General features: G+C 70.7%; 18 protein-coding genes and 1 tRNA gene. 7 read left to right on the top strand and 12 right to left on the bottom strand.

The genetic code is table 11. The annotated features are described in order from the left end of the window. The first annotated feature begins 83 nt into the window (after positions 1 to 83). Together AB0I28_RS27945 and AB0I28_RS27940 are read left to right on the top strand one after the other, a co-directional pair. Positions 84 to 1,514 (top strand): hypothetical protein, encoded by a 1,431-nt coding sequence (locus AB0I28_RS27945; protein WP_357498196.1) that lies wholly within the window; start codon positions 84 to 86, stop codon positions 1,512 to 1,514. A gap of 99 nt (positions 1,515 to 1,613) precedes the next feature. Beyond that, complete coding sequence (locus tag AB0I28_RS27940; protein WP_357498194.1) at positions 1,614 to 2,990, top strand: RICIN domain-containing protein; 1,377 nt, start codon at positions 1,614 to 1,616, stop codon at positions 2,988 to 2,990. A gap of 73 nt (positions 2,991 to 3,063) precedes the next feature. Here AB0I28_RS27940 and AB0I28_RS27935 read toward each other — a convergent pair whose 3' ends face one another. The 3 genes from AB0I28_RS27935 to AB0I28_RS27925 all read right to left on the bottom strand — a co-directional run bounded on the left by AB0I28_RS27935 (position 3,064) and on the right by AB0I28_RS27925 (position 5,608). Continuing rightward, on the bottom strand, positions 3,064 to 3,888 hold the full coding sequence (locus AB0I28_RS27935) for a hypothetical protein (RefSeq protein WP_357498192.1): 825 nt from the start codon (positions 3,886 to 3,888) through the stop codon (positions 3,064 to 3,066). Between the two features lie 40 nt (positions 3,889 to 3,928). Further along, entirely contained in the window at positions 3,929 to 5,032 is a 1,104-nt protein-coding gene (locus AB0I28_RS27930) for a family 43 glycosylhydrolase (protein WP_357498190.1), read from the bottom strand. Between the two features lie 309 nt (positions 5,033 to 5,341). Next, a complete protein-coding gene (locus AB0I28_RS27925; RefSeq protein WP_357498189.1) occupies positions 5,342 to 5,608 on the bottom strand; it encodes a hypothetical protein in 267 nt (88 codons plus the stop codon). Between the two features lie 381 nt (positions 5,609 to 5,989). On the opposite strand from AB0I28_RS27925, the gene AB0I28_RS27920 reads away from it, so the two are divergent. After that, positions 5,990 to 6,307 (top strand): hypothetical protein, encoded by a 318-nt coding sequence (locus tag AB0I28_RS27920; protein ID WP_357498187.1) that lies wholly within the window; start codon positions 5,990 to 5,992, stop codon positions 6,305 to 6,307. 67 nt (positions 6,308 to 6,374) lie between these two features. Here AB0I28_RS27920 and AB0I28_RS27915 read toward each other — a convergent pair whose 3' ends face one another. The 5 genes from AB0I28_RS27915 to AB0I28_RS27895 all read right to left on the bottom strand — a co-directional run bounded on the left by AB0I28_RS27915 (position 6,375) and on the right by AB0I28_RS27895 (position 12,088). Then, positions 6,375 to 6,776 (bottom strand): nuclear transport factor 2 family protein, encoded by a 402-nt coding sequence (locus tag AB0I28_RS27915; protein ID WP_357498186.1) that lies wholly within the window; start codon positions 6,774 to 6,776, stop codon positions 6,375 to 6,377. Between the two features lie 109 nt (positions 6,777 to 6,885). Continuing rightward, the gene (locus tag AB0I28_RS27910; protein ID WP_357498184.1) at positions 6,886 to 7,320 is read right to left on the bottom strand and encodes an SRPBCC family protein; all 435 of its coding nucleotides are present in this window, start codon (positions 7,318 to 7,320) and stop codon (positions 6,886 to 6,888) included. Positions 7,321 to 7,327: 7 nt separating this feature from the next. After that, on the bottom strand, positions 7,328 to 8,581 hold the full coding sequence (locus AB0I28_RS27905; RefSeq protein ID WP_357498182.1) for a M24 family metallopeptidase: 1,254 nt from the start codon (positions 8,579 to 8,581) through the stop codon (positions 7,328 to 7,330). Positions 8,582 to 8,681: 100 nt separating this feature from the next. Continuing rightward, complete coding sequence (locus AB0I28_RS27900; RefSeq protein ID WP_357498181.1) at positions 8,682 to 11,390, bottom strand: LuxR family transcriptional regulator; 2,709 nt, start codon at positions 11,388 to 11,390, stop codon at positions 8,682 to 8,684. 155 nt (positions 11,391 to 11,545) lie between these two features. Next, positions 11,546 to 12,088, bottom strand: coding sequence for a DUF6189 family protein (locus AB0I28_RS27895; RefSeq protein WP_357498179.1), 543 nt, complete (start codon positions 12,086 to 12,088; stop codon positions 11,546 to 11,548). Positions 12,089 to 12,305: 217 nt separating this feature from the next. Here AB0I28_RS27895 and AB0I28_RS27890 point away from each other — a divergent pair, with 217 nt between their 5' ends. Together AB0I28_RS27890 and AB0I28_RS27885 are read left to right on the top strand one after the other, a co-directional pair. Continuing rightward, positions 12,306 to 12,959, top strand: a complete 654-nt coding sequence (locus AB0I28_RS27890; RefSeq protein WP_357498177.1) for an RNA polymerase sigma factor — start codon at positions 12,306 to 12,308, stop codon at positions 12,957 to 12,959. Next, positions 12,956 to 14,029, top strand: coding sequence for a CU044_5270 family protein (locus AB0I28_RS27885; RefSeq protein ID WP_357498176.1), 1,074 nt, complete (start codon positions 12,956 to 12,958; stop codon positions 14,027 to 14,029). The genes AB0I28_RS27890 and AB0I28_RS27885 overlap by 4 nt, the downstream gene beginning before the upstream one ends. A 143-nt stretch (positions 14,030 to 14,172) precedes the next feature. Here the strand turns inward: AB0I28_RS27885 and AB0I28_RS27880 are convergent, their stop codons facing one another. From AB0I28_RS27880 to AB0I28_RS27865, 4 genes are all read right to left on the bottom strand, one after another. After that, entirely contained in the window at positions 14,173 to 14,568 is a 396-nt protein-coding gene (locus AB0I28_RS27880) for a hypothetical protein (RefSeq protein WP_357498174.1), read from the bottom strand. A gap of 493 nt (positions 14,569 to 15,061) precedes the next feature. Continuing rightward, positions 15,062 to 15,134, bottom strand: a tRNA-Ala gene (locus AB0I28_RS27875). Between the two features lie 147 nt (positions 15,135 to 15,281). Continuing rightward, entirely contained in the window at positions 15,282 to 15,410 is a 129-nt protein-coding gene (locus AB0I28_RS27870; RefSeq protein WP_357498172.1) for a hypothetical protein, read from the bottom strand. A gap of 308 nt (positions 15,411 to 15,718) precedes the next feature. Then, a complete protein-coding gene (locus AB0I28_RS27865; RefSeq protein WP_357498170.1) occupies positions 15,719 to 16,318 on the bottom strand; it encodes a putative glycolipid-binding domain-containing protein in 600 nt (199 codons plus the stop codon). 171 nt (positions 16,319 to 16,489) lie between these two features. On the opposite strand from AB0I28_RS27865, the gene AB0I28_RS27860 reads away from it, so the two are divergent. Together AB0I28_RS27860 and AB0I28_RS27855 are read left to right on the top strand one after the other, a co-directional pair. After that, complete coding sequence (locus tag AB0I28_RS27860) at positions 16,490 to 16,663, top strand: DUF4236 domain-containing protein (protein ID WP_357498168.1); 174 nt, start codon at positions 16,490 to 16,492, stop codon at positions 16,661 to 16,663. Positions 16,664 to 16,987: 324 nt separating this feature from the next. Next, on the top strand, positions 16,988 to 19,039 hold the full coding sequence (locus AB0I28_RS27855; RefSeq protein WP_357498270.1) for a cellulase family glycosylhydrolase: 2,052 nt from the start codon (positions 16,988 to 16,990) through the stop codon (positions 19,037 to 19,039). Positions 19,040 to 19,065 lie beyond the last annotated feature (26 nt).

Here is a 19,065-nt window from a genome sequence, read left to right as displayed (position 1 = left end):
CAGCCGGTGTCCACCGTTCGCCGCGCAACCTGCGCCCTCTCCGGGGCGTGGTCGAGACAACAGTCCCGACCCGGGGAGACGCCATGCGCGGTCGCGCAACCCTCAGTGCCCTCGCCCTCGCCGCCACCTGCCTCACCGCTTTATCGTCGCCGGCCCACGGATCGGCGGCCGCCGACCACCCGCCCCGCGCCGCGGGCGCCGACTTCAACCTCGACGGCCACCCCGACGTCGTCACGGGGATCCCCGACAACGCCGACGGCGAGGACGAGCCCGGCCCCAGCCCGGGCGCGGTCAAGATCATCTACGGCGGGGACCTCGGCGACGTCTACATCACCCAGGACAGTCCCGGCGTGCCCGACGTGTCCGAGCCGCGCGATCGTTTCGGGCACACGGTGGCCGTCTGGTACTCGCCCTACAGCCAGTACCCGTACCTCGTCGTCGGCGCCCCCGGCGAATCGGTCGGGTCGGCCACCTGGGCCGGTCAGATCACCGTGTTCCCGGGCGGGCCCGAGGGCGTCTCCCTCGCCGGGTACACCGTCAACCAGGACTCCCCCGACGTCCCGGGCGTCGCCGAGGCGGGCGACCTGTTCGGCTGGTCGCTGGCCAGCGGGCGCTCGGACCCCGACCGGCACGAGATCCTCGCCGTCGGCGCACCGGGCGAGGACGACAACGCCACCGACTCCGGGTCGGTCACCCTGCTCGGCGGCGCGCGCCCGAAGGTCGTCCATCAAGACACCCCCGGGATCGGCGGCGAGCAGGAGAACGGCGATCAGTTCGGCTGGTCGCTGGCGGCGCAGCGCGACCTGATCGTCGTCGGCGTCCCTTATGAGTCGATCGCCTCGACCACGGGCGCCGGACTGGTGCAGGTGCTGACCGTGCGGCCTTCCGGGGCTTCCGACCCCGACTGGCCCAGGCCCCGGCCGGTCGCCGACATCGACCAGGGCAAGGCCGGCGTCAGCGGTGTTCCCGAGGCGGGCGACCACTTCGGCTGGTCGGTGGCGATCACCTTCGGCGAAGCCGGGGAGGGCTACGACCTCGCCATCGGCGTGCCCGACGAGTCCATCGGCGTCGACGAGCAGGCGGGGATGGTGCACGCCTTCGACCTCGAATACCCCTCCCCCGGGTGGGCGCAGCGCGTGTCGGTGAACCAGGACTCGCCCGGCGTGCCGGGCCAGACCGAGACCGGTGACCGCTTCGGTTCCTCCGTCAACGCCGTCCACACATCGTGGGGGGTCGTGGTCCACACCGTCGGCAGCGACGGGGAGTTCCGCGACGGGGAGGTCGGCTCGCGCCACGGCGTGCACGTCCTCAGCCGCGAACTCGACGGTGCCGTCTGGGTCCGTTCGGGCCTCTACGGCATCCCGTCCGACGAGCTGCTGCGAACCGTCCACCTCAACGGCGGCGAGACCCATCTGTACGTCGCGTCGTCCAGTCCCGACCGGGTGATCGGCGTGCCGTGGGGCAACATCCTCTACGGCGGCGACGAGCCGGTGGTGGTCTACGGGTGGCCGTGACGGGGCTTCACGAGCGCACCGGGACCTCGCGGACCTTTAAGGAGAACTTGACCCTCGACGCGTATCACCCAACAGTCCACATAGGACATACTGCCGGACATGCCCCACACCCGAAGGTCTCTTCATAGAACGATCCTGGTCGCCGTGACCGCGCTGTCGGTCTGGCTGCTCGGCACGACGTTCGCCGCGGCGGGAACCGAACCGCCCGTTCCCGCCGGCGGCGGATCGGTTCCGGTCGCCGACGACGAGCTCCCGCCGGACTGGGCGGCGCACTCGGGCGCCGGGCCGTTCGCGGCCCTCGACGACGCGCCGCCCTCGTGCGACGGCGACGGGACGAGCGGCCGGCGAGTGCAGCTGCTGTACGTGCGCGGCGACGGCCAGGCCGACCGCCTGGAGGAGCACCGCGCGCGCTTCGACGCCCGGGCGGTCAACCTCAACACCCGCCTCGTGCTGTCCGCCGAGGAGAAGGGCGAACGCCGGGAGTTCCGCTTCGTCCACGACGCCGCGTGCAAGCCGACGATCACCCGCGTGGTGGTCCCGCAGGCGGCCATGGACGACGCGGACAAGGGCAAGGTCGTCGACGCGCTGAAGGCCCGGGGATACGGCCGGGCCGACCGCAAGTACGTCGTGTGGACCGAGAACGACTCCTGCGGTCTGGGTTTCGGCGGATCGCAGGACCAGACTCCGGGCGCGGGGAACCTCAACAACCACCAGTCCGGCTGGGCGATGGTCGGGATGCGGACGACCTGTTTCGACAACGCCAATGTGGACGTTCACGAGCTGCTGCACACGATGGGCGCGGTGAACCCGAAGGCGCCGTACGCGACCTCGGGCAGCCACTGCTACCTCCGGGGCGACCTGATGTGCTACGACGACGGTGGCATCCCGAACCCGCCCGGCGGGCTGATCGACTGCCCGAACCCGCTCGTGGAATGGGTGGACTGCGCCGGTGACTCCTACTTCAACCCGAACCCGGTCGCCGGCGGTTACCTGGCCGTGAACTGGAACATCGCCGACAGCGTGTTCCTGATCGGGGGCCTTGCTCCGGGCATGCCGATGACGAACACGCTGATCACCAACAAGGCCAGCGGTCTCGTCGCCGACCTCGACTACGCGGGCACCGCGAACGGGACGCTCGTCAAGCTGGAGACCGAGCACGACCACCCGGCGCAGCGCTGGAACCTCAAGAAGAACTCCGACGACACCTACCGGATCATCCCGGTGATGGCGACGGGCAAGTCCCTTGAGCGCAACACCGATCCGGCGAAGGTCCACGACGGGACCAGCAAGTTCACCCACATCTGGACCGCCGGGACGGGCGCCAACCAGAAGTGGCGGCTCGACCGGAACGCCGACGGGACCTACCTCATCGTGGCCACCGCCGTCGGGTGCCTGACAGGGCAGACGCAGGGCAAGACGCTCAAGGTGCTGGCCTGCAACGCGACGACGAGTCAGAAGTGGACGATCACCGTCTGACGGGCCGGCGAACCCGCCCGGCGCCGAGGCCCGGCCGGCACTCTCGCGAGTGCCGGCCGCGGCCGTTTCGGGGTCACGCCCTCCGCACGCTCATCACCGCGACCCGCGCGTTGTGACCGTCGACGTGCATCGGTACGACCTTCGTCGAGTTGAGGCGCAGTTCGGTCCCGTTGGTCCCCGGAATCCAGGCGATCTGGTCGATGCCCGCGCCGAAGGCCCGCTGCTCGTGGTTCGGGAGCAGCAGCGGCATCGGGTCCCGGTTGCAGTCGCCGGTCCAGATGACCGGGTATCCCTTCGCCCTCCAGTGCGCGATCACGAGGTCGCGGTGCTTGCGGAAGTGCTCTGCCCACATCGAGTCGCGCCAGTCCTCGTACGGGTCCTCCTGGCCGTTCCAGGCGCCGGCCACGTAGTGCGTGTTGGCGAACACGAACGACAGCGCCGGATCGTCGGCCGCCGTCAGGACGACCTCGGTGATCACCCGGTTCGGTGACACGCCTTCCTTGCCGCCGTGCACGGGCGTGACGCGGCGGTCGGCGATGTTGAACTCGCGCGGCACCGAGATCGGCACCCGGTGCGCCGCCGGGTCGTACTCGAAGGCGTTGCGGTACCGCTCGCCGAAGTACTGGTTGATCCAGGCGGGCTCCCGCCCGTCGTCGTCGCCCTCGCCGATCTCCTGCCAGCCCACGAGCGGGTCGGCGCCGTCGACGGCGTGCCGGACGTCGCGGATCGCCGTTTCACGCTGCGACAGGTCGTCGCGGCCGATGTTGGCGGTCACGACGACCAGGCGCCGCCAGGCCGTCGCGGCCGTGGCCTCGCCGACGGTTGCCGCGACGCCGGTCGCGCCGAGCAGGGCGCCGCCGGCGATGGCGAGCGCGCGTCTTCTGCTGATCGATTCCATGGTCCTAAGCCGTTCTGTGTGTGAGGGCGTTCGGCCGGTCTCAGGTGACGGTGAAGCCGTTGGCACCGCGGTTGAGAACGCCGGTCATGGGGTGGCGTCCGCTGCCGGTCCACCAGTGCCAGACGACCCGCGGGCTCCCGTCGGCGGCGGCGAAGACGTCCATGCCGCCGGGCCCGCGACGGTCGAGCGGCAGGCCGCGGTAGGGCCCGAGTCCCGCCTCGCCGGTGAACCCGAAGTAGGGGCGCGCGACGCCGTCCTGCATCGGCGCGCAACGGCTGGAGGGAAGCGGAGTCGTGCCGCAGTCGGCGATGCCGGTCGCGTACCGCGCGCTGTCCCAATTGTTGCCGGAGTACATGAGGTACCAGTGGCCGTCGGGCATCTTCCACATCGACGGGTTCTCGACGACGTGCGTGCCGCCGTCGGTCTTCGCGGTGTCCCAGGTGATGTCGGTGCTCTTCAGCATGTCGCGGCGGGTGTCCCACACCGCCCGGCCCTCACCGTCGGTGCGCACCGTCGAGATGCCGGTCTCGGCGCCCGAGGCGATCGCGTCGTCGCGATAGGTCACGTACAGGGACCCGCCCGCGACGAAGGGGTTGGCGTCCAGCGCCCAGCGGCCCTCGCCGGGACAGGACCATTCGCCCTGGTTCTGGAAGGGGCCGCGCGCGCTGGTGGAGATCGCCCGGCCGATGCACTTCTGCCCGGATCCCTTGCGGGAAGCCGTGTAGAACATGAAGTAGCGGTCCCCGAAGCGCGCCACGCCCGGCGCCCAGATCGCCCCGCCCGGCTCGGCCCACGCGCCGGGGCCGCCCGGCAGGGCGTCGCCCGAGGCGCAGTCGGTCAACCCGACATTGCTGCCGGATCCGTGCGCCAGCACCGGAACGTAGAGCTTCCCGGTGGCGCCGTCGCAGCGCTGGCCGCTGCCCGCGCCGACGGTCGTGCCGTAGGTGATGTAGGAACCGTCCTTGGCGATCACCGTGTCGGGATCGGCGAGCGGGAAGGTCGATGAGCCGGCGGTGATGGAGATGTCGTCGGTTGTGGCTTCGGCTCCCGCCGGGGGCGCGGAAGCCAGTAGTCCCAGTAAAAGTCCCGCGCTCGCACCGAGGCCGAGCGCGCGCCGGCCGAACCGGCTCGTTGATACGTTCACCGTCATCCTCCTCGGATGGCCGTTCGTCCCGGCGGTGTCCGGCGCCGAGACCGGTGGCCGACGCTATCGGCGTGGAGGAAAGGTGTCAACGGGGCGGCCGGGCGCGTAGCCGGTCGCCGGTGTCCGCTCGGGGCTCGCCCGGCGACGAGAACGGTCCGCCTTCTCCCCCGGAGGCGAGATGACGGACCGTTCTTCGACCGCTTGTCGCGGTTCAAGGAGGCCGGCGCCCGACTGGGCACGACCTACGGCTTGGCGGCACGGCTTCGGCAGGCACCCGAAGCCGCCCCGCCCCGCACGTCAGGGGTGCCGCTACGGCAGCATGCAGCCGCCGTAGGTGTACGCGCCGCAGCTCTTGTACTGGCAGGACGAACCGGTGTAGGTGCAGGTGCGACAGCGACGGCGGAGGCCGTTGCTCTGGCAGGCGACGTAGCTGCATTCCTGGACCTGCTCGTAGCAGCCGGCGGCGGCGGTGGTGCGGCCGACGAGCTTGTCGAGGACTCGGTCGGTGATGCGGTGAAGACGCGAGACGCTGATCTCCTTGGCTGATCTTGCTTGGACGGTGAGCAAGAGTCTCACCAGGCGATACAGCCGACCGCACACGAAAGCGCACACGCGTTTGGGCGGCTGATCGCCCGCCCCGTTCTCAGTGCGCCGATGCCCTTTCGGGCAAGGAGAATTGGTGATCCACAATGGACGATTGGAGGTGTCGGCGAGCGGGCTGAGCAGGGAGTTCCCGATTCGCATGGTTCGTGGATCAAGGACCCGGATGACCTGTTTTCGCACCGCCGCCTTAGGCTGATCGCTGCGTTGCTTCCCCATCGTCGGACGAGGTCGTTTCGACCGGGAGGAAACATGCCCACGAAGCCCGAACCCGCACGCGTCCTGCGGTCCGGCCGCATCGCCGCGCCAACGCACCCGGGGAGTCTTCCCGGCGCACATGGATCTCCGGGAGTACCGATGCCGACTGACCCCACCGCGTTCCGCACGGCCCGGCGTCTCGCCGTCGTCGCCGGCGCGCTTCTGCTGGCGTTGACCGCCTGCACCGCCGACAAGGGCACTGTGGACACCCCGCGGACCGCCGCCGACGAACTTCCCGACGGCGCCGTGTGGCTGCACGCCCTCAGCGCGACGGCGAACCTGCCGTCCGGCGGCGAAGTGCTCGCCCAGATCCCGCTCGCCGGCGCGGGCGTGGTGCCCTTCGAGCACAGCACGGACGGCACCTGTGTTCCGGCGGAGGTCGGGTACGGGGCCTTCCTGAACGCCTGGGTGCGCTGAGGCGCAAGCCCGGCGGTGGCGGGTGAAGCCGTTCACGGCCGCCCGCGCATGAGCGGAACGCGATCGTCTACGCGGGGTGGTCCCACCACGAGAAGGCCGCGATGCGCCAGCCGTCGGGAGTCCGCACGAAGTTGAAGGACTTGCTGCCCCGTCCTTCGAAGGGCTCCCCCTCCAGGATCCCGGACTTGCCGTACTCGCCGAAGCGGACGGCGATGTCCCCGCTGATGTCGGTGCGCTCGGCGGTCTCCCACTCGGAGAACTCGGTGAGGCGGCCGTCGGACAGCAGCTCGCGGCGGGGCTCGACGAACTCGTCGACGGTGTACACCGTCAGCTTCGGTCCCGTCGCGACGATCACTCCACCGGGCAGAACCAGCCTGCGGATCCGCTCGACGTCGGCGGTCCGGCCGCCGCGGTTGTCGAAGGCGCCGTAGAACTCGGCGGTGATCGCGTCGATCTCGCTCTTGGCCATGCGGGGACCGTACCGCCGCCGCGCGCCAGACCCACGCCCGGGATGGACACGACCACGGGCCAAGACACGGCTTTGGTGCCGGGACGCCCCGAGAGGCGCCCCGGCGGCCTCATGCCTCGGCGAGGACCGTGGCGAGCCGGCGGAACAGCTCGGGCACCCGCCTGCTGAGCTGTGCGCGTGCGAGGTGTTCGGCCAGGCGGGGGACGCCGTCGAGTTCCAGCCGGAAGTCGCAGCGGCTGCCGCCGTCGCGGTCGGTGATGGTGTAGGTCTGCGTGACGCCCGGTTCGGCGCCGGCGTCGGTGGCGAGGACCAGGTGCGATGCGGGCTCGAACTCGGTGACGGTCAGGGCGATCTCGGTGCGGCGGCCCATGACCTTGCGGGTCTGCAGGATCCGCTTGCCGACGGCGACGGGATCGTCGTCAACGGGGGACACGGCCAAGACCTCGGGTTGCCAGACCGGATGGCCGGCGAGGTCGGCGACGGTGTCGAAGACGCGCTGGGCCGGGAAGGGGTAGTCCGCGGTGTGCTCGACGGTGATCATCATGTTCCTCTCAAGCCTGCAGAAGTCGTGCGGTGTAGGGGTTGAGCTCGACCGGGTCGTCTTCGCCGATCACGACGGTGCCGCCGAGGTTGACCACGCGGCCGCCGACGACGGCGTTCGGCTCGAACGCGAAGGTCATCCCGGGTGCCAGCGGCAGTTCGCCGCCCATCGTCGGCAGCTCGAACAGCCGCCCGTACTCACGAGCCTCGGGTACGCGTTTGAGTCCGGCGCCGAAGCCGCAGACCGGCCCGAGCGGGTTGAGCGTGTGCACCAGCGGGTGGATGTTCCACGCGTCGGCCCCGGCCAGCGGCGCCATCATGGCCTCGGCGAGGTCGCCGAAGCTGTTGCCCGGTCGGGCCGCGGCCAGTCCGGCCTCGTAGCTCGCGCGCGCGATCTCGGCGGCGGCCTTGATGTCGGCGTGCGGCTCGCCGATCGCGATGGCGACCTGGTGCTGCGTCTCCTTCATCCCGAAGCGGCAGAACACCTCGGCCATGACGACGTCCCCGTCTTCGAGGACGCGAGGCGCCTGCGGCCGGTAGGACCAGGCCGGCGGACCCCAGGAGATGAATCCCGGTCCGCTCGACAGCAGCATCCCCGGCGCGGCCACGCCGAGCCGGAAAGCGGCCGCCATCCCGGCCGCGTAGACGTCGGCTTCACCGACACCCGGCGCCGACGCCTCCAGCATCGCCCGCGCCATGGCGTCCCCGGCCGCGGCCGAGTAGCCGATCACGGCCAGCTCCTCCGCCGACTGGCAGATCGTCGCGAACAGGTACCCCAGACCCACCGGGGTGAAGGTGACCCCGGGCAGCTCGGCGAGCACGTCCGACCACAACCGGTACGGCATGATCGGGTTGATGTGGAAGGGCGGGAAGGGATCGAGGCCCAGGACGCCGACGTTGCCGTTCTCCAGCCGGTGCTCCCGCAGGACCTCGACGACGCCTGCGGCGTGCCGCGCGACCCGGATGTCGCCCGGCGCGATCCACAGCCGGTCGCCGCGCCTGCGCGCCTCGATGTGGTCCTGCACGGGCAGCACCGACCAGGTCAGCTCGACCGGATCGGCGTCACGGCAGAAGATCACGATCGCGCCGGGGCGGTCGTTGGTGAAGTAGGCGTCGGGGGCGAAGGGCGCGAGGTCGGCGCATTCGTGCTCGCCGTAGGCGATGAGCGCGTCGAGGCCTTCGGCGGCCATGATCTCGCGGGCGATGCCCCAGCGCCGGTCGCGTTCGGCGAGCGAGTAGACGGGGACGGTATCGGGGTTGATCATGTGGCCGACGCTATGGGCGCGCGCCCCGTCCCCGCGTCCGTCGCGCCACCTGTCCGGTCCGGCCGGCGGTCGCCGCGCTTAAGTCGGCCGGCGCCGGTGCTTAGGTAGCGAACCGTGCCAGTTCGGCCCGCGAGGAGACGCCGAGCTTCGGGAACGCCTTGTACAGGTGGTACCCGACGGTCCGTGGGCTGAGGAAGAGCCGGGCGGCGATGTCGCGGTTCGAGGCGCCCGTGGCGGCCAGCCGCACGACCTGGAGTTCCTGCGGCGTCAGCGCGGACAACGGGTCGCTGCGGACGGGGCCGCGCGCGTGCACGCCCGTCGCCTTCAGCTCGCCTTCCGCCCGCGCCGCCCAGGCGCGGGCGCCGACCCGCTCGAAGACCTCCAGTGCCGCGCTCAACTCGGCCGCCGCGTCGGCCCGGCGCTGCCTGCGCCGCAGCCATTCCCCGAACAGCAGACGGGTGCGGGCGTGCTCCAGCGGTTGCTGCGCGCTTCGCGCGTGTTCGGCCAGCGCACGGGTGAACAGCTCCTCGTCTCCGCCCGCGACCAGGGCCGCCGCCCGCAACGCGACCCCGCGCGCCCACGGCTGCCCGCTCGCGTCGGCCCAGGCCGTGAACCCCGCCAGCGGTTTCGCCGCCGCCTCGGACCGTCCACAACGGACGGCGGCCTCGACGTGGTCGGCGGCGGTGTAGATCTGCACGGTCAGACTGTGCCGGGCCGGGCCCGCCGACTCGCGATCGAGCCGTTCCAGAACGGCCTCGTGGTCGCCACGTCCCATGTCGAGGGCGGTCAGCCCCTGGACCGCCCACGCGAGGTTGGCGGCCCGCTCGCCGTCCGCCGAGCTCGCGATCGCCTCACCGGCGAGCGCGCGGGTCGGCTCCTCGTCGCCGGACAGGGCGTGCAGCCATGACAGCAGCCCCGCGAGATGGCCGCGCCGGTGTCGCTGGCCGGTGTCCTCGGCCAGCAGTTGCGCCTCGTGCAGGGTGGCGAAGGCGTCCCGGTGCTCGCCGAGGAACATCTGCGCGACGGCGAGCAGACCGAGCGGCTGAGGGAGCAGCGTGATGCGGCCCTCGGCACGACAGACGGCGACGAGATCGCAGGCCAGCGCGTGCGTGCGGTCGTGGTCGCCGGTGGCGAGCGAGACATGGGCGGCGCTGAGCCGCTGCGGAAATGGGACGCCCGGGTCGTCCATGGCGGACACGTAACCGGCGAGTGCGGGGACGGCCGCCGCGACGTCCCCGGCGGAGGTGAGGCGCAGCCCGCCGACCAGCCCGGTCAGCGGTGATCCGGGCGGTCGCCCGGGCAGCCGTTCGATGCGGTCGAAGAGCTGGTTCTGGTGCGGACCGTGCCCGCAGTGCCACGTGTAGACGGCGGCGCGCGCGAGCACGGACGCCAGGTGCGCGGGCTGCGCGGCGGCGAGGGGAGCGGCCTCGTCGACCAGGATGGCGGCCGCCGTGCGCGGAAGGCCCCGCTCGTACTCCAGCAGCGCCCGCACGCCCGCCAGACGCCGCGCGGCGGCCGCGTCGGCGTCGCCGAGGGAGGCGCGGCGGGCGAGCCGCTCAGCGCGGTCGAGGCGCCCCGCCTCCAGCGCCGCGGCGGCCGCGTAGGTCAGGCGCCGGGTGCGGGACTCGGGTTCGGCCGACAGGTCCGCCGCGCGCTCGGCGGCCGTGGACGCCAGCGACAGCGCGCCGAGCGCGTCGGCGCGGCCGGCGATCCCGTCCAGTTCGGCGGCGATGGCCTGATCGGGGCCGGTCGCGGCCGACGCCAGATGCCACACCCGCCCGTCTCCCTCACCGGCGGCGGCCAGCGCCGAGTGCGCGGCGGTGCGTTCGGCGATGTCGGCGACGGTCTGTGCGGCGACCCGTACGAGCGGGTGGCGCAGTTCGACGCGGGCGGTGCCGACGTGCAACAGCCCGGCCCGCTCGGCGAGCGCGAAGTCGGCGATGCCCGCGCCGAGTGCGGCCGCGGCGGCGAAGACGGTGTCGCGGTCGCCGGTGCCGTCGAGGGCCGCGACGAGCAGGCAGGTCCGCGCGGGTGTGGGCAGGGCCCCGATCCGCTGCCGAAAGCCGCGCAAGACGGCGCCGTGCGCGCCCTCGGCGTCCCCGAAGGTCATCGACAGCGGAGGAAGCGCGCCGGAGCGCTGCTCGGGAGACAGCGCCCGGGGTAGCTCGATCAGCGCGAGCGGGTTGCCGCGGGCCTCGTCGAGGAGTCGGTCGCGGACCGAGATGTCGAGTCCGGCCTCGCCGAGCAGGGCCTCGGCCGCGTCGCGGGCAAGGCCGCCGAGTACGAGGTCGGGCAGACCGGGCGCGGGGAAGACGCCGCCGTCGTCGCGTGCGGCGAAGACCGTGCCCACGGGCTCGGCGTGCAGGCGGCGTACGGCGAACAGCAGCGCGTCGGCCGATTCACGGTCGAGCCACTGCGCGTCGTCGACCAGGCACAACACCGGGCCCTCGGCCGACAGTTCGGTCAGGACGCCGAGAACGCCCAAGCCGACCAGGAAGCGGTCGGCACCTGCGGGAGCGGCAAGGCCGAGGGCGGCCCGCAGCGCTTCGCGAGGGCCGTCGGGTACGCCGTCGAGGCGGTCGCGGGCGGGATGGAGAAGCTGGTGGAGACCCGCGTACGGCAGCCCGGTCTCGGCCTCGGCGCCGGTGGCCCGAAGGACCGGCACACCGGCCGCCGCGGCGAGGTCGTCGAGGAGGGCGGTCTTGCCGATCCCGGCCTCCCCCCGCAGGACCAGCGCCTCGGCGCGGCCCGCGCGGACCCGGCCGAGCAGCCCGGCGAGAAGCCCTCGCTCGCTTCCGCGACCGTGCAAGGCGCACCTCCCCTCAAGATCCCCGGCGATGATACGCAGCCGAGATCCCGGCGGGACCGCGCCGGAACGCACGACGGCGGCGGCCCGTCCCAGAGCGTCGAGTACTTCCGACGGGTGACGCGCTGGTCGGCGAACGGCGAAGGCGTTGGACTGCCTTAGGCTTCGTCCACCCCGTCGACAATGAGCCGATCGAGCTCGTCGTGCGGTTCACCGAACCTGGTCAGCAGCTTGCGCAGGTCGTCGCGGTCGACCGCGGACACGGGGATCTCATCACGGGCGAGGTAGCCGATGAGGTCGGTGACGGCCAGGCGCCATTCGCCGGCGATGGCGGCGCCGCGGAGGTAGTCGGCCTCGTGCTCTCCGATGCGAGGGGCCAAACGCTCCACCACCGAACGCGTCCCGGTGGCCGTCTCCCTCATGTCGGCCAGCTGCTCGGGCGTGAAGGGCTTGACGACCAGAGCGCGGACAATGTCGCCGGGTAGCCCGGCTGCGTACAGAGCACCGTGCAACGCGGCGCGTTCGTGCCTGGCGATCGGTGTTCCATCATCGACGAGGCGGGCGGTGAGCTCGGTGAGGGCGGCCCTCCAGTCGCCGGCGGCCGCGTTCGCGCGTATCGACTCCGCGTGTCGCGCGTCGACCTCGGTGACGAGCCGGTCGATGAGAGGGGCGGCGCCGGAGGGCGCGGTCTCGGGATTCACCGGGGCAGGCGGCCGGCGCCGTCGGACCAGAGTCCGTCCTGGGTGCGCAACTCCACGGTGGTCGCCTTTCTCGGTCGGTCACGGAGAAGGCGACGATAGCCGCGGGCGGGCGCGCCGAGCTTGAGCGGAACTTGAGCGCGGCGGCGACTCTGCCGCAGTGCTGTGATCTGAATCACGGGAAGTCCCCACGGCGATCGGACAGTCAACGGATGTGGAGATGAATTTGCGCGCCCGCGTTCGCTCCGGTGACCCCGAGGCCTTCGGAGAGCTCTTCGCCGAGCACGCCCGATCGGTGTACAACCACAGCTTCCGGCTCACCGGCAACTGGTCGACGGCCGAGGACGTCGCCTCACTGACCATCCTGGAGGCGTGGCGACTGCGAGAACGGATCGATGTGGACCGGGACACCGGCGATGAAGCGGCGTCCCTGCGGCCGTGGTTGCTCGGCATAGCCACGAACATCGCCCGCAACGTCCGCCGGGCGGCCCGGCGCCACGACGGTGCCCTGCTCCGGATGCCGCACCCCGAGACGGTCCCCGACATCGCCGAGGACGTCACCAGTCGCACCGATGACCGTGAGCGGCTGGCCGTGACCATGGCTTCCATGAAGAAGCTGCGCAAGACCGAACGCGAGGTGATCGCGCTGGTCGTGTGGGCGGAGCTCGACTACACCCAGGCCGCCGAAGCGCTCGGCGTACCCGTGGGGACCGTCGCGTCGCGCCTGTCGAGGGCGCGGGCGAAGCTGGCGAAGCTCGTCTCGTCGGGCCGCCTGAAACCCGCCGAGACGAAACGGGAAGTCGCGCCGCGCCGCGGACAGGTAAGAGATGACCGCGACAAAGCGGTCCGGCTCGCTCAGGAGATCAACCGATGAAGAACGAGAACCCCCAGCCCAGCTTGGACGTACGCGACGAGTTCGCCCGGCTCCTGCCGGTGCCCCCCGAGCGGGACTTCCCGAGCGGCCGGCAGCCCCAACTCCAGGAGTTCGTGGTGAACCACCTCCAAGACCAGAACACCGCCGCCCGGACGAAGCGCCGGATTCCCCGGCGCCGCTTCGCCCTCGCGACGGGAGCGCTCGCCGCGGTCGCCGCCGCGGCGGTCGTGCTCACCGTCGCCACCGGCGGCGGGAGCGCGCCGACCGAACCGGACGCGGACCCGACCGCCCAGGCCGTCCACGTCTTCGAGATGGCGGCATCCCACGCCGCCGTCCAACCGTGGACGGAGCCGCAGCCCGACCAGTGGTTCTACATCAAGTTCCGCGACACCAGGAGCGGCGCGATGGCCGAGTGGAAGGGCAATGACGGCGTCGGCTTCGACGAGAACTGGTATCGCGCCGACGGCAAGGACACGAGGAGGTACGACCGGACCGGCGAGCTGGTGGGAACCCTCACCGACATGAACCACACCGAGTACCCCTGGCTGGTGACCCTTCCCACCGAGCCGACGGCACTGCTCGCCGCCCTGCGTCAGCAGATCATCGACCACCACAACGGGATCAACCCCGGCCGTCCGCCTTTCTACATCCTGCCCGAGTCGGAGGAGGAGTGGAACGGAACGCTCTTCGCCCGTATCGGCGACATTCTCAGTGGAAACCTGCTCCCGCCGGCGCTGACCGCGGGCCTGTACCGGGCGGCGGCCCAGATCCCGGACGTCACGGTCGCCGGTGAGCCCGTCATGATCGACGGCCGCGAGACGACGGCCGTCGGGAGGATCTCGAACGGCACGACTCTCGGGCAGATGCTGCTCGACCCCGAGACTCACGAGTACGTCGGTTTCCGCAACCTGGCCATCACCGACTTCACCTACGGCGGGCCGAGCGAGTCGGCCGAACCCGACCCCACCGACGACGACGGAGAGGTCATCACCGAGAAGGCGGGCGAGTTGCTGTGGGAGAACATCAGGCTCGCCGCGTTGATCGTCGACGAGCCGGGTGACACCGCCTGATCGTGCGACCGAACGTGGGGCGGACCGAAACGGTCCGCCCCTTTCGCCGTCGTTCGGCCCTCGTCGAGGAACTCCCCGGAGATGTTCGGCAAATGGCGGTGGGATGCGCCACCCGTGGTGGCGCACCCTGCGTCATCCCCTGGTCACTCGTCGATCCACTTAGAACCGCAGTACGAGCCGGTCGTGTCGTTCGAGCCGTCGACCGAGCACACGATGATCTTGTAGCTGCGGTCCGGGACGACGTCGTAGAAGAAGTACGTGTAGTTGCCGTTGCCCTTGCCGTTGTAAGTGGTCGCGAGGACCTTGCCGGCGGCGTCCTGGAGCGTGCCGCGGACGCCGTGGCCGTCCGCCTCAAGGTCGTAGACACGGAACTGGTCGCCGTCGTCCATGTGCGACATCGAGCCGAGGACGACCCCCTGGCTGTTCGTCGAGTAGATCAGCGAGGAGCCGCCGGCCTGGGCGCCGCCCGCGACCCCGAAGACCGCGAGCGCGGTGGCCGTGGCGGCGAGTGCCGTACCGATGATGGACCTCTTGGACATGTCTTTTCCCTCCGTTGTCGTTGCGGTCGCAAACCTAGGCACGGGAGGGGCGAGAAACCTTGACGAGAGCTTTACCGAACCTTGCGCCGCCAGGGATCGCCCTGGCCGGCCGCGCCCGAAGTCGCCCTCGTCGGGGCTCTGGCCTTCCGGGCCGGCGGAAGTGGGCTGGATTCTCGCGTGACTGCATGGTCTACGAGGGGCCTACCAAGGAACAGGAAGCGAAGTCAGTTCCTCGCGGCCAACCGCGACCGTAAAGCGGTCAAGCCGTTCGACATTTTCCGACGCAGGCCAAACGTGGGTGGACAGAGATCGAGAGCCACCGGGCAGAACGTGCGTCACCGCACGTTCGTCCGATCACGAGTTCCAGAAAGTGGGACGGGAGTCACCGCGCTCGACTCAACCGGAGTGACGACTCACGCCCCAGAGAGCGCGAACCGTGCACACGACAAAGGCCGTTGACCTGTTTTCCCAGGTCAACGGCCTTCACGTTGGGTGGAGCTGAGGGGACTCGAACCCCTGACCCCCACACTGCCAGTGTGGTGCGCTACCAGCTGCGCCACAGCCCCGCGCCCGGCGGTTCTTCCCGGGCACTCGCAGTAGCTTACACGGCCCCTGCGGAGGCGGTCGAGGAGGTTAGGCCCCTCCCGGGGGTGGGCTTCGTCGCAGGCCCGGGGCGGGTCGTCGGGTGGGCGCGGCCCGTCGCGGGAACGGGGTCAGAGGCGGCCGTTGGTGGCGGTGGACCAGACGGCTTTGCCGTCGCCCGCCCAGGGCGTCACGTCCTTCAGGGCGATCAGCATCGCGAAGAGGCGCCGGGCGGCGCGGATTTTTTGCACAGGGGGCATCCGTTCTCTATTGCGCGGTGAATTCGGGCGGGGCGAAGGAGCGCGTTATCGGCGCGGTCGGACTCGTGGGGGGCGGCGACGGCCGACGTGGGTTTTGGGAGACGTTGCTGGTCGGAGGGGCGGGGCCGACCCTATTAGACGCGCGGGTCGCGATTTATGGAATACGTCCGACGCGCTCCGATCAGCACGCCATTGCGTCCGATTCCCGACGGCGACTTCGTGATCAGCGTTGGGAATGGGCCGATGGGTTGGACACTAAAGGTGGAAGGCCGGTGGACTGTTCGCGTTCTGCCCCTTTGGGCACGCACTCAGCCGACGGCGCGGCCGATGCCGGGGTAGTCCCGCACCAGGCCGTCGGGGTCGAAGACGACCTCGCGGGTGAAGCCGGGGCTCGCGTAACGCACGACGGAGTGGTCGGCTCCCCCGCTCACGAAGGTGTAGGTCTGCCGCGAGGGGACCACCGCCAGGTCGGGCACCGACACCCAGGCCATCAGGAACTCGACGGGGCCGCCGCCGTCGAGCAGCCCGGCGCGCAGGACCGGCATGGTGTTCGTCAGCGGGGACAGGCCCAGGTCGCAGTCGAGAGCGCCGGAGAGGGCCGCGACGTCACCGCCGGGCGGTGGGAGGTCGGGGGTTCCTTCGGCCTCGACGGCGGCGGTCCATTCGCCGTCGCGGTTGCCCAACTCCAGGCGGCGGCGCCACGGGCCGGTGGCGGGGTCGGCGCCGGAGGTCTCGACGACCAGCCGTGAGGTCACCCAGCGGCCGGTGGTGGCGAGCTCGTAGGTGAGGCGGTAGGGCATGGGGTCGGCGCCGACGGCCGTGCCGGAGGCGCTGAGGCGGTCGCGGCCCAGTTCGGCGGCGACGAACTCGGCGCCTTCCGGTTTGACCCAGATGCGTGTCCTCGTCATGTCCGGAAGTCAATCAGGCGGCGGTGACGGAAGTGGGCGAACGAGCGCACTTCGCTCCACTGCGGACGGTCTACTTTGGGGCGTTTGACCTGGGAGTGTTTGGGCCTCCGGGTGTTCGGGCATCAACCTGACACCCCCTGAGTGACCGACATGAGGAAGGACCACAGCCCCATGGGACTCATGTTCCGCAAGCGTAAGAAGTTCGGGCCGCTGATCCTCAACTTCACCGAGAACGGCTTCTCGTCGTGGAGTATCAAGATCGGCCGCTGGTCCTGGAACTCCAAGGCCCGCCGCCACCGGGTGGACCTGCCCGGCCCGCTGTCCTGGAAGCAGGACAAGAACTGACCCCCACCCCAACAGCTTGAAGGGAGCGTCCGCGTCGCGGGCGCTCCCTTTCTCATGTCCGGCGAAACGGGGCCGGACCGGTGGAGCGGGAGCTCGGCGTCGCCGGACGCGGCCGGGCCCCCGCAATCGCGCACCGAGACGGGCTGCCCGGCTCTCCCGAGTGACGTCGTAGCGGGCCTTGATCCCCACTGACGTGGATTGACAAAGTTTGGCTTGCCAACTTAATCTGGCTGCACACCGTCGATGGATCCTCGGCCGGCTCGCCCCCTGACGTTGCACGCGACCCTAAGGAGCGCCGTGGAAGGCGTTGAACGCGACAAGCGACTGACAAGAAGATGGATCGCACTGGCCACCACGGCGGTCGCGACCTTATTAGCGGGACTCGGCATCCTGGTACCGACCGCGGCTTACGCGGCCGAGGGATGCGACGTGGACTACACCGTCCAGAACCAGTGGCCCGGCGGATTCACCGCCGGCGTGAACGTGACGAACCTCGGCTCGCCCATCAACGGCTGGTCGCTGGCCTGGACCTTCCCGTCCGGCCAGCGGGTCGCGCAGGCGTGGAGCGCCGTCGTGACCTCCTCGGGAAACCAGGCGACGGCCGCCAACGTCGGCTACAACGCCTCCATCGGCACCAACGCCTCGGTCTCCTTCGGCTTCAACGGATCCTGGACGGGCGCCAACACCGCACCGGCCTCGTTCACCCTCAACGGCGTCCTGTGCGACGGAGGCGTCGGCGGGCCGACCACCCCGCCGACGACGACTCCGCCGCCCGGCGGTGACGTCGATCCCATGGAGACGGTCGCGGCGATGCAGCCGGGCTGGAACCTCGGCAACTCGCTCGACTCGGTCGGCGCCGACGAGACGGCGTGGGGAAACCCGCGCGTCACGCAGTCACTGATCCAGAACATCCGCGCGCAGGGCTACAAGAGCATCCGCGTGCCGGTCACCTGGGACGACCACCAGGGCGCCGGGCCCGGGTACGCCGTCGAGACGGCCTATCTGAACCGGGTGGCCGAGGTCGTCGGCTGGGCGCTGGCCGCCGATCTGTACGTCGTGGTCAACATCCACCACGACTCGTGGATCTGGATCGCCGACATGCAGGCGAAGCACGCCGAGGTCATGGCGCGCTACGACGCGATCTGGACGGCACTGGCGGCGAAGTTCCGCGACTCCTCACCGAAGCTGCTCTTCGAGAGCGTCAACGAACCGCAGTTCAACAACGTCGACGACACCACCGCCTACGGCCTCCTCGACGAGCTCAACACCTCGTTCCACGAGATCGTGCGCGGCACCGGCGGCAACAACGCCGACCGGGTGCTGATTCTGCCGACGCTGCACACCAACGCCGACCAGGGCCGGCTCGACGCGCTCAGCGCCACGATCGCCGCGCTCGACGACCCCAACATCGCCGCGACCGTGCACTACTACGGGTTCTGGCCCTTCAGCGTGAACGTCGCCGGCTTCACCCGCTTCAACGCCGAGGTCCAGCAGGACATCGTCGCCACCTTCGACCGGGTGCACGCCGAGTTCGTCTCGCAGGGCATCCCCGTCCTGATCGGCGAGTACGGACTGCTCGGCTTCGACGCGCACACCGGCACGATCGAGCAGGGCGAGAAGCTCAAGTTCTTCGAGTTCGCCGGACAGTACGCACGCCAGAAGAACCTGACGCTCCAGCTGTGGGACAACGGCCAGCACTTCGGCCGGACCTCCTTCCAGTGGAGCGATCCGGAGCTGTTCGCGCTGCTCAAGGCGAGCTGGACGACACGGTCGGGCACCGCCTCGACCGACCAGGTGTTCGTCGCCAGGGCCAGTGCCGTCACCGACGCGGTGGTGACACTGAACCTCAACGGCACCGCGTTCCAGCGCCTGCGGCACGGGACCACCGCGCTGGTCGCGGGGACCGACTACACGGTCTCGGGCAGTCAGCTCACCATCAAGGCGGCGACGCTCACGCGGCTGCTGGGCGCCAACCCCGCATACGGTGTGCGGGCGTCCCTGCACGCCGACTTCTCGCAGGGCGCGCCGTGGCGGATCAGTCTGGTCTCCTTCGACGCTCCCACCGTGGCCAACGCGATCGGGGCGGCGAGCGCCTTCGCCGTGCCGACGCAGTTCCGCGGGGACCAGCTGGCGACGATGGAGGCGAAGTACGCCGACGGAAGCAGTGCCGGGCCACACAACTGGACCCCGTTCAAGGAGTTCGCCCGGGCATTCGAGCCGGATTACGCGGCCGGTTCGATCAAGTTGACGCCGGCGTTCTTCGCCGAGGTCAACGACGGGCAACGGGTCACGCTGACCTTCCATTTCTGGAGTGGGAGGACCGTGACGTACTACGTGACCGAGTCGGGTGGCTCGGTGACGGGTTCGACCGCATAGCCGAGGAGCCGCCGGCCCGTTGTCGG

The organism is Phytomonospora sp. NPDC050363, from assembly GCF_040655735.1.
Lineage (GTDB): Bacteria > Actinomycetota > Actinomycetes > Mycobacteriales > Micromonosporaceae > Phytomonospora.
The sequence above is the reverse complement of the archived record's forward strand: the minus strand, read 5'-3'. Positions and strand labels throughout refer to the sequence as shown.

What these genes read in the sequence shown, in the direction of transcription:
- AB0I28_RS27945 (WP_357498196.1), top strand. Translation starts at nt 84, where the DNA reads ATGCGCGGTCGCGCAACCCTCAGTGCCCTCGCCCTCGCCGCCACCTGC.
- AB0I28_RS27940 (WP_357498194.1), top strand. Translation starts at nt 1,614, where the DNA reads ATGCCCCACACCCGAAGGTCTCTTCATAGAACGATCCTGGTCGCCGTG.
- AB0I28_RS27935 (WP_357498192.1), bottom strand. Translation starts at nt 3,888, where the DNA reads ATGGAATCGATCAGCAGAAGACGCGCGCTCGCCATCGCCGGCGGCGCC.
- AB0I28_RS27920 (WP_357498187.1), top strand. Translation starts at nt 5,990, where the DNA reads ATGCCGACTGACCCCACCGCGTTCCGCACGGCCCGGCGTCTCGCCGTC.
- AB0I28_RS27915 (WP_357498186.1), bottom strand. Translation starts at nt 6,776, where the DNA reads ATGGCCAAGAGCGAGATCGACGCGATCACCGCCGAGTTCTACGGCGCC.
- AB0I28_RS27910 (WP_357498184.1), bottom strand. Translation starts at nt 7,320, where the DNA reads ATGATGATCACCGTCGAGCACACCGCGGACTACCCCTTCCCGGCCCAG.
- AB0I28_RS27905 (WP_357498182.1), bottom strand. Translation starts at nt 8,581, where the DNA reads ATGATCAACCCCGATACCGTCCCCGTCTACTCGCTCGCCGAACGCGAC.
- AB0I28_RS27890 (WP_357498177.1), top strand. Translation starts at nt 12,306, where the DNA reads ATGAATTTGCGCGCCCGCGTTCGCTCCGGTGACCCCGAGGCCTTCGGA.
- AB0I28_RS27885 (WP_357498176.1), top strand. Translation starts at nt 12,956, where the DNA reads ATGAAGAACGAGAACCCCCAGCCCAGCTTGGACGTACGCGACGAGTTC.
- AB0I28_RS27880 (WP_357498174.1), bottom strand. Translation starts at nt 14,568, where the DNA reads ATGTCCAAGAGGTCCATCATCGGTACGGCACTCGCCGCCACGGCCACC.
- AB0I28_RS27870 (WP_357498172.1), bottom strand. Translation starts at nt 15,410, where the DNA reads ATGCCCCCTGTGCAAAAAATCCGCGCCGCCCGGCGCCTCTTCGCGATG.
- AB0I28_RS27865 (WP_357498170.1), bottom strand. Translation starts at nt 16,318, where the DNA reads ATGACGAGGACACGCATCTGGGTCAAACCGGAAGGCGCCGAGTTCGTC.
- AB0I28_RS27860 (WP_357498168.1), top strand. Translation starts at nt 16,490, where the DNA reads ATGGGACTCATGTTCCGCAAGCGTAAGAAGTTCGGGCCGCTGATCCTC.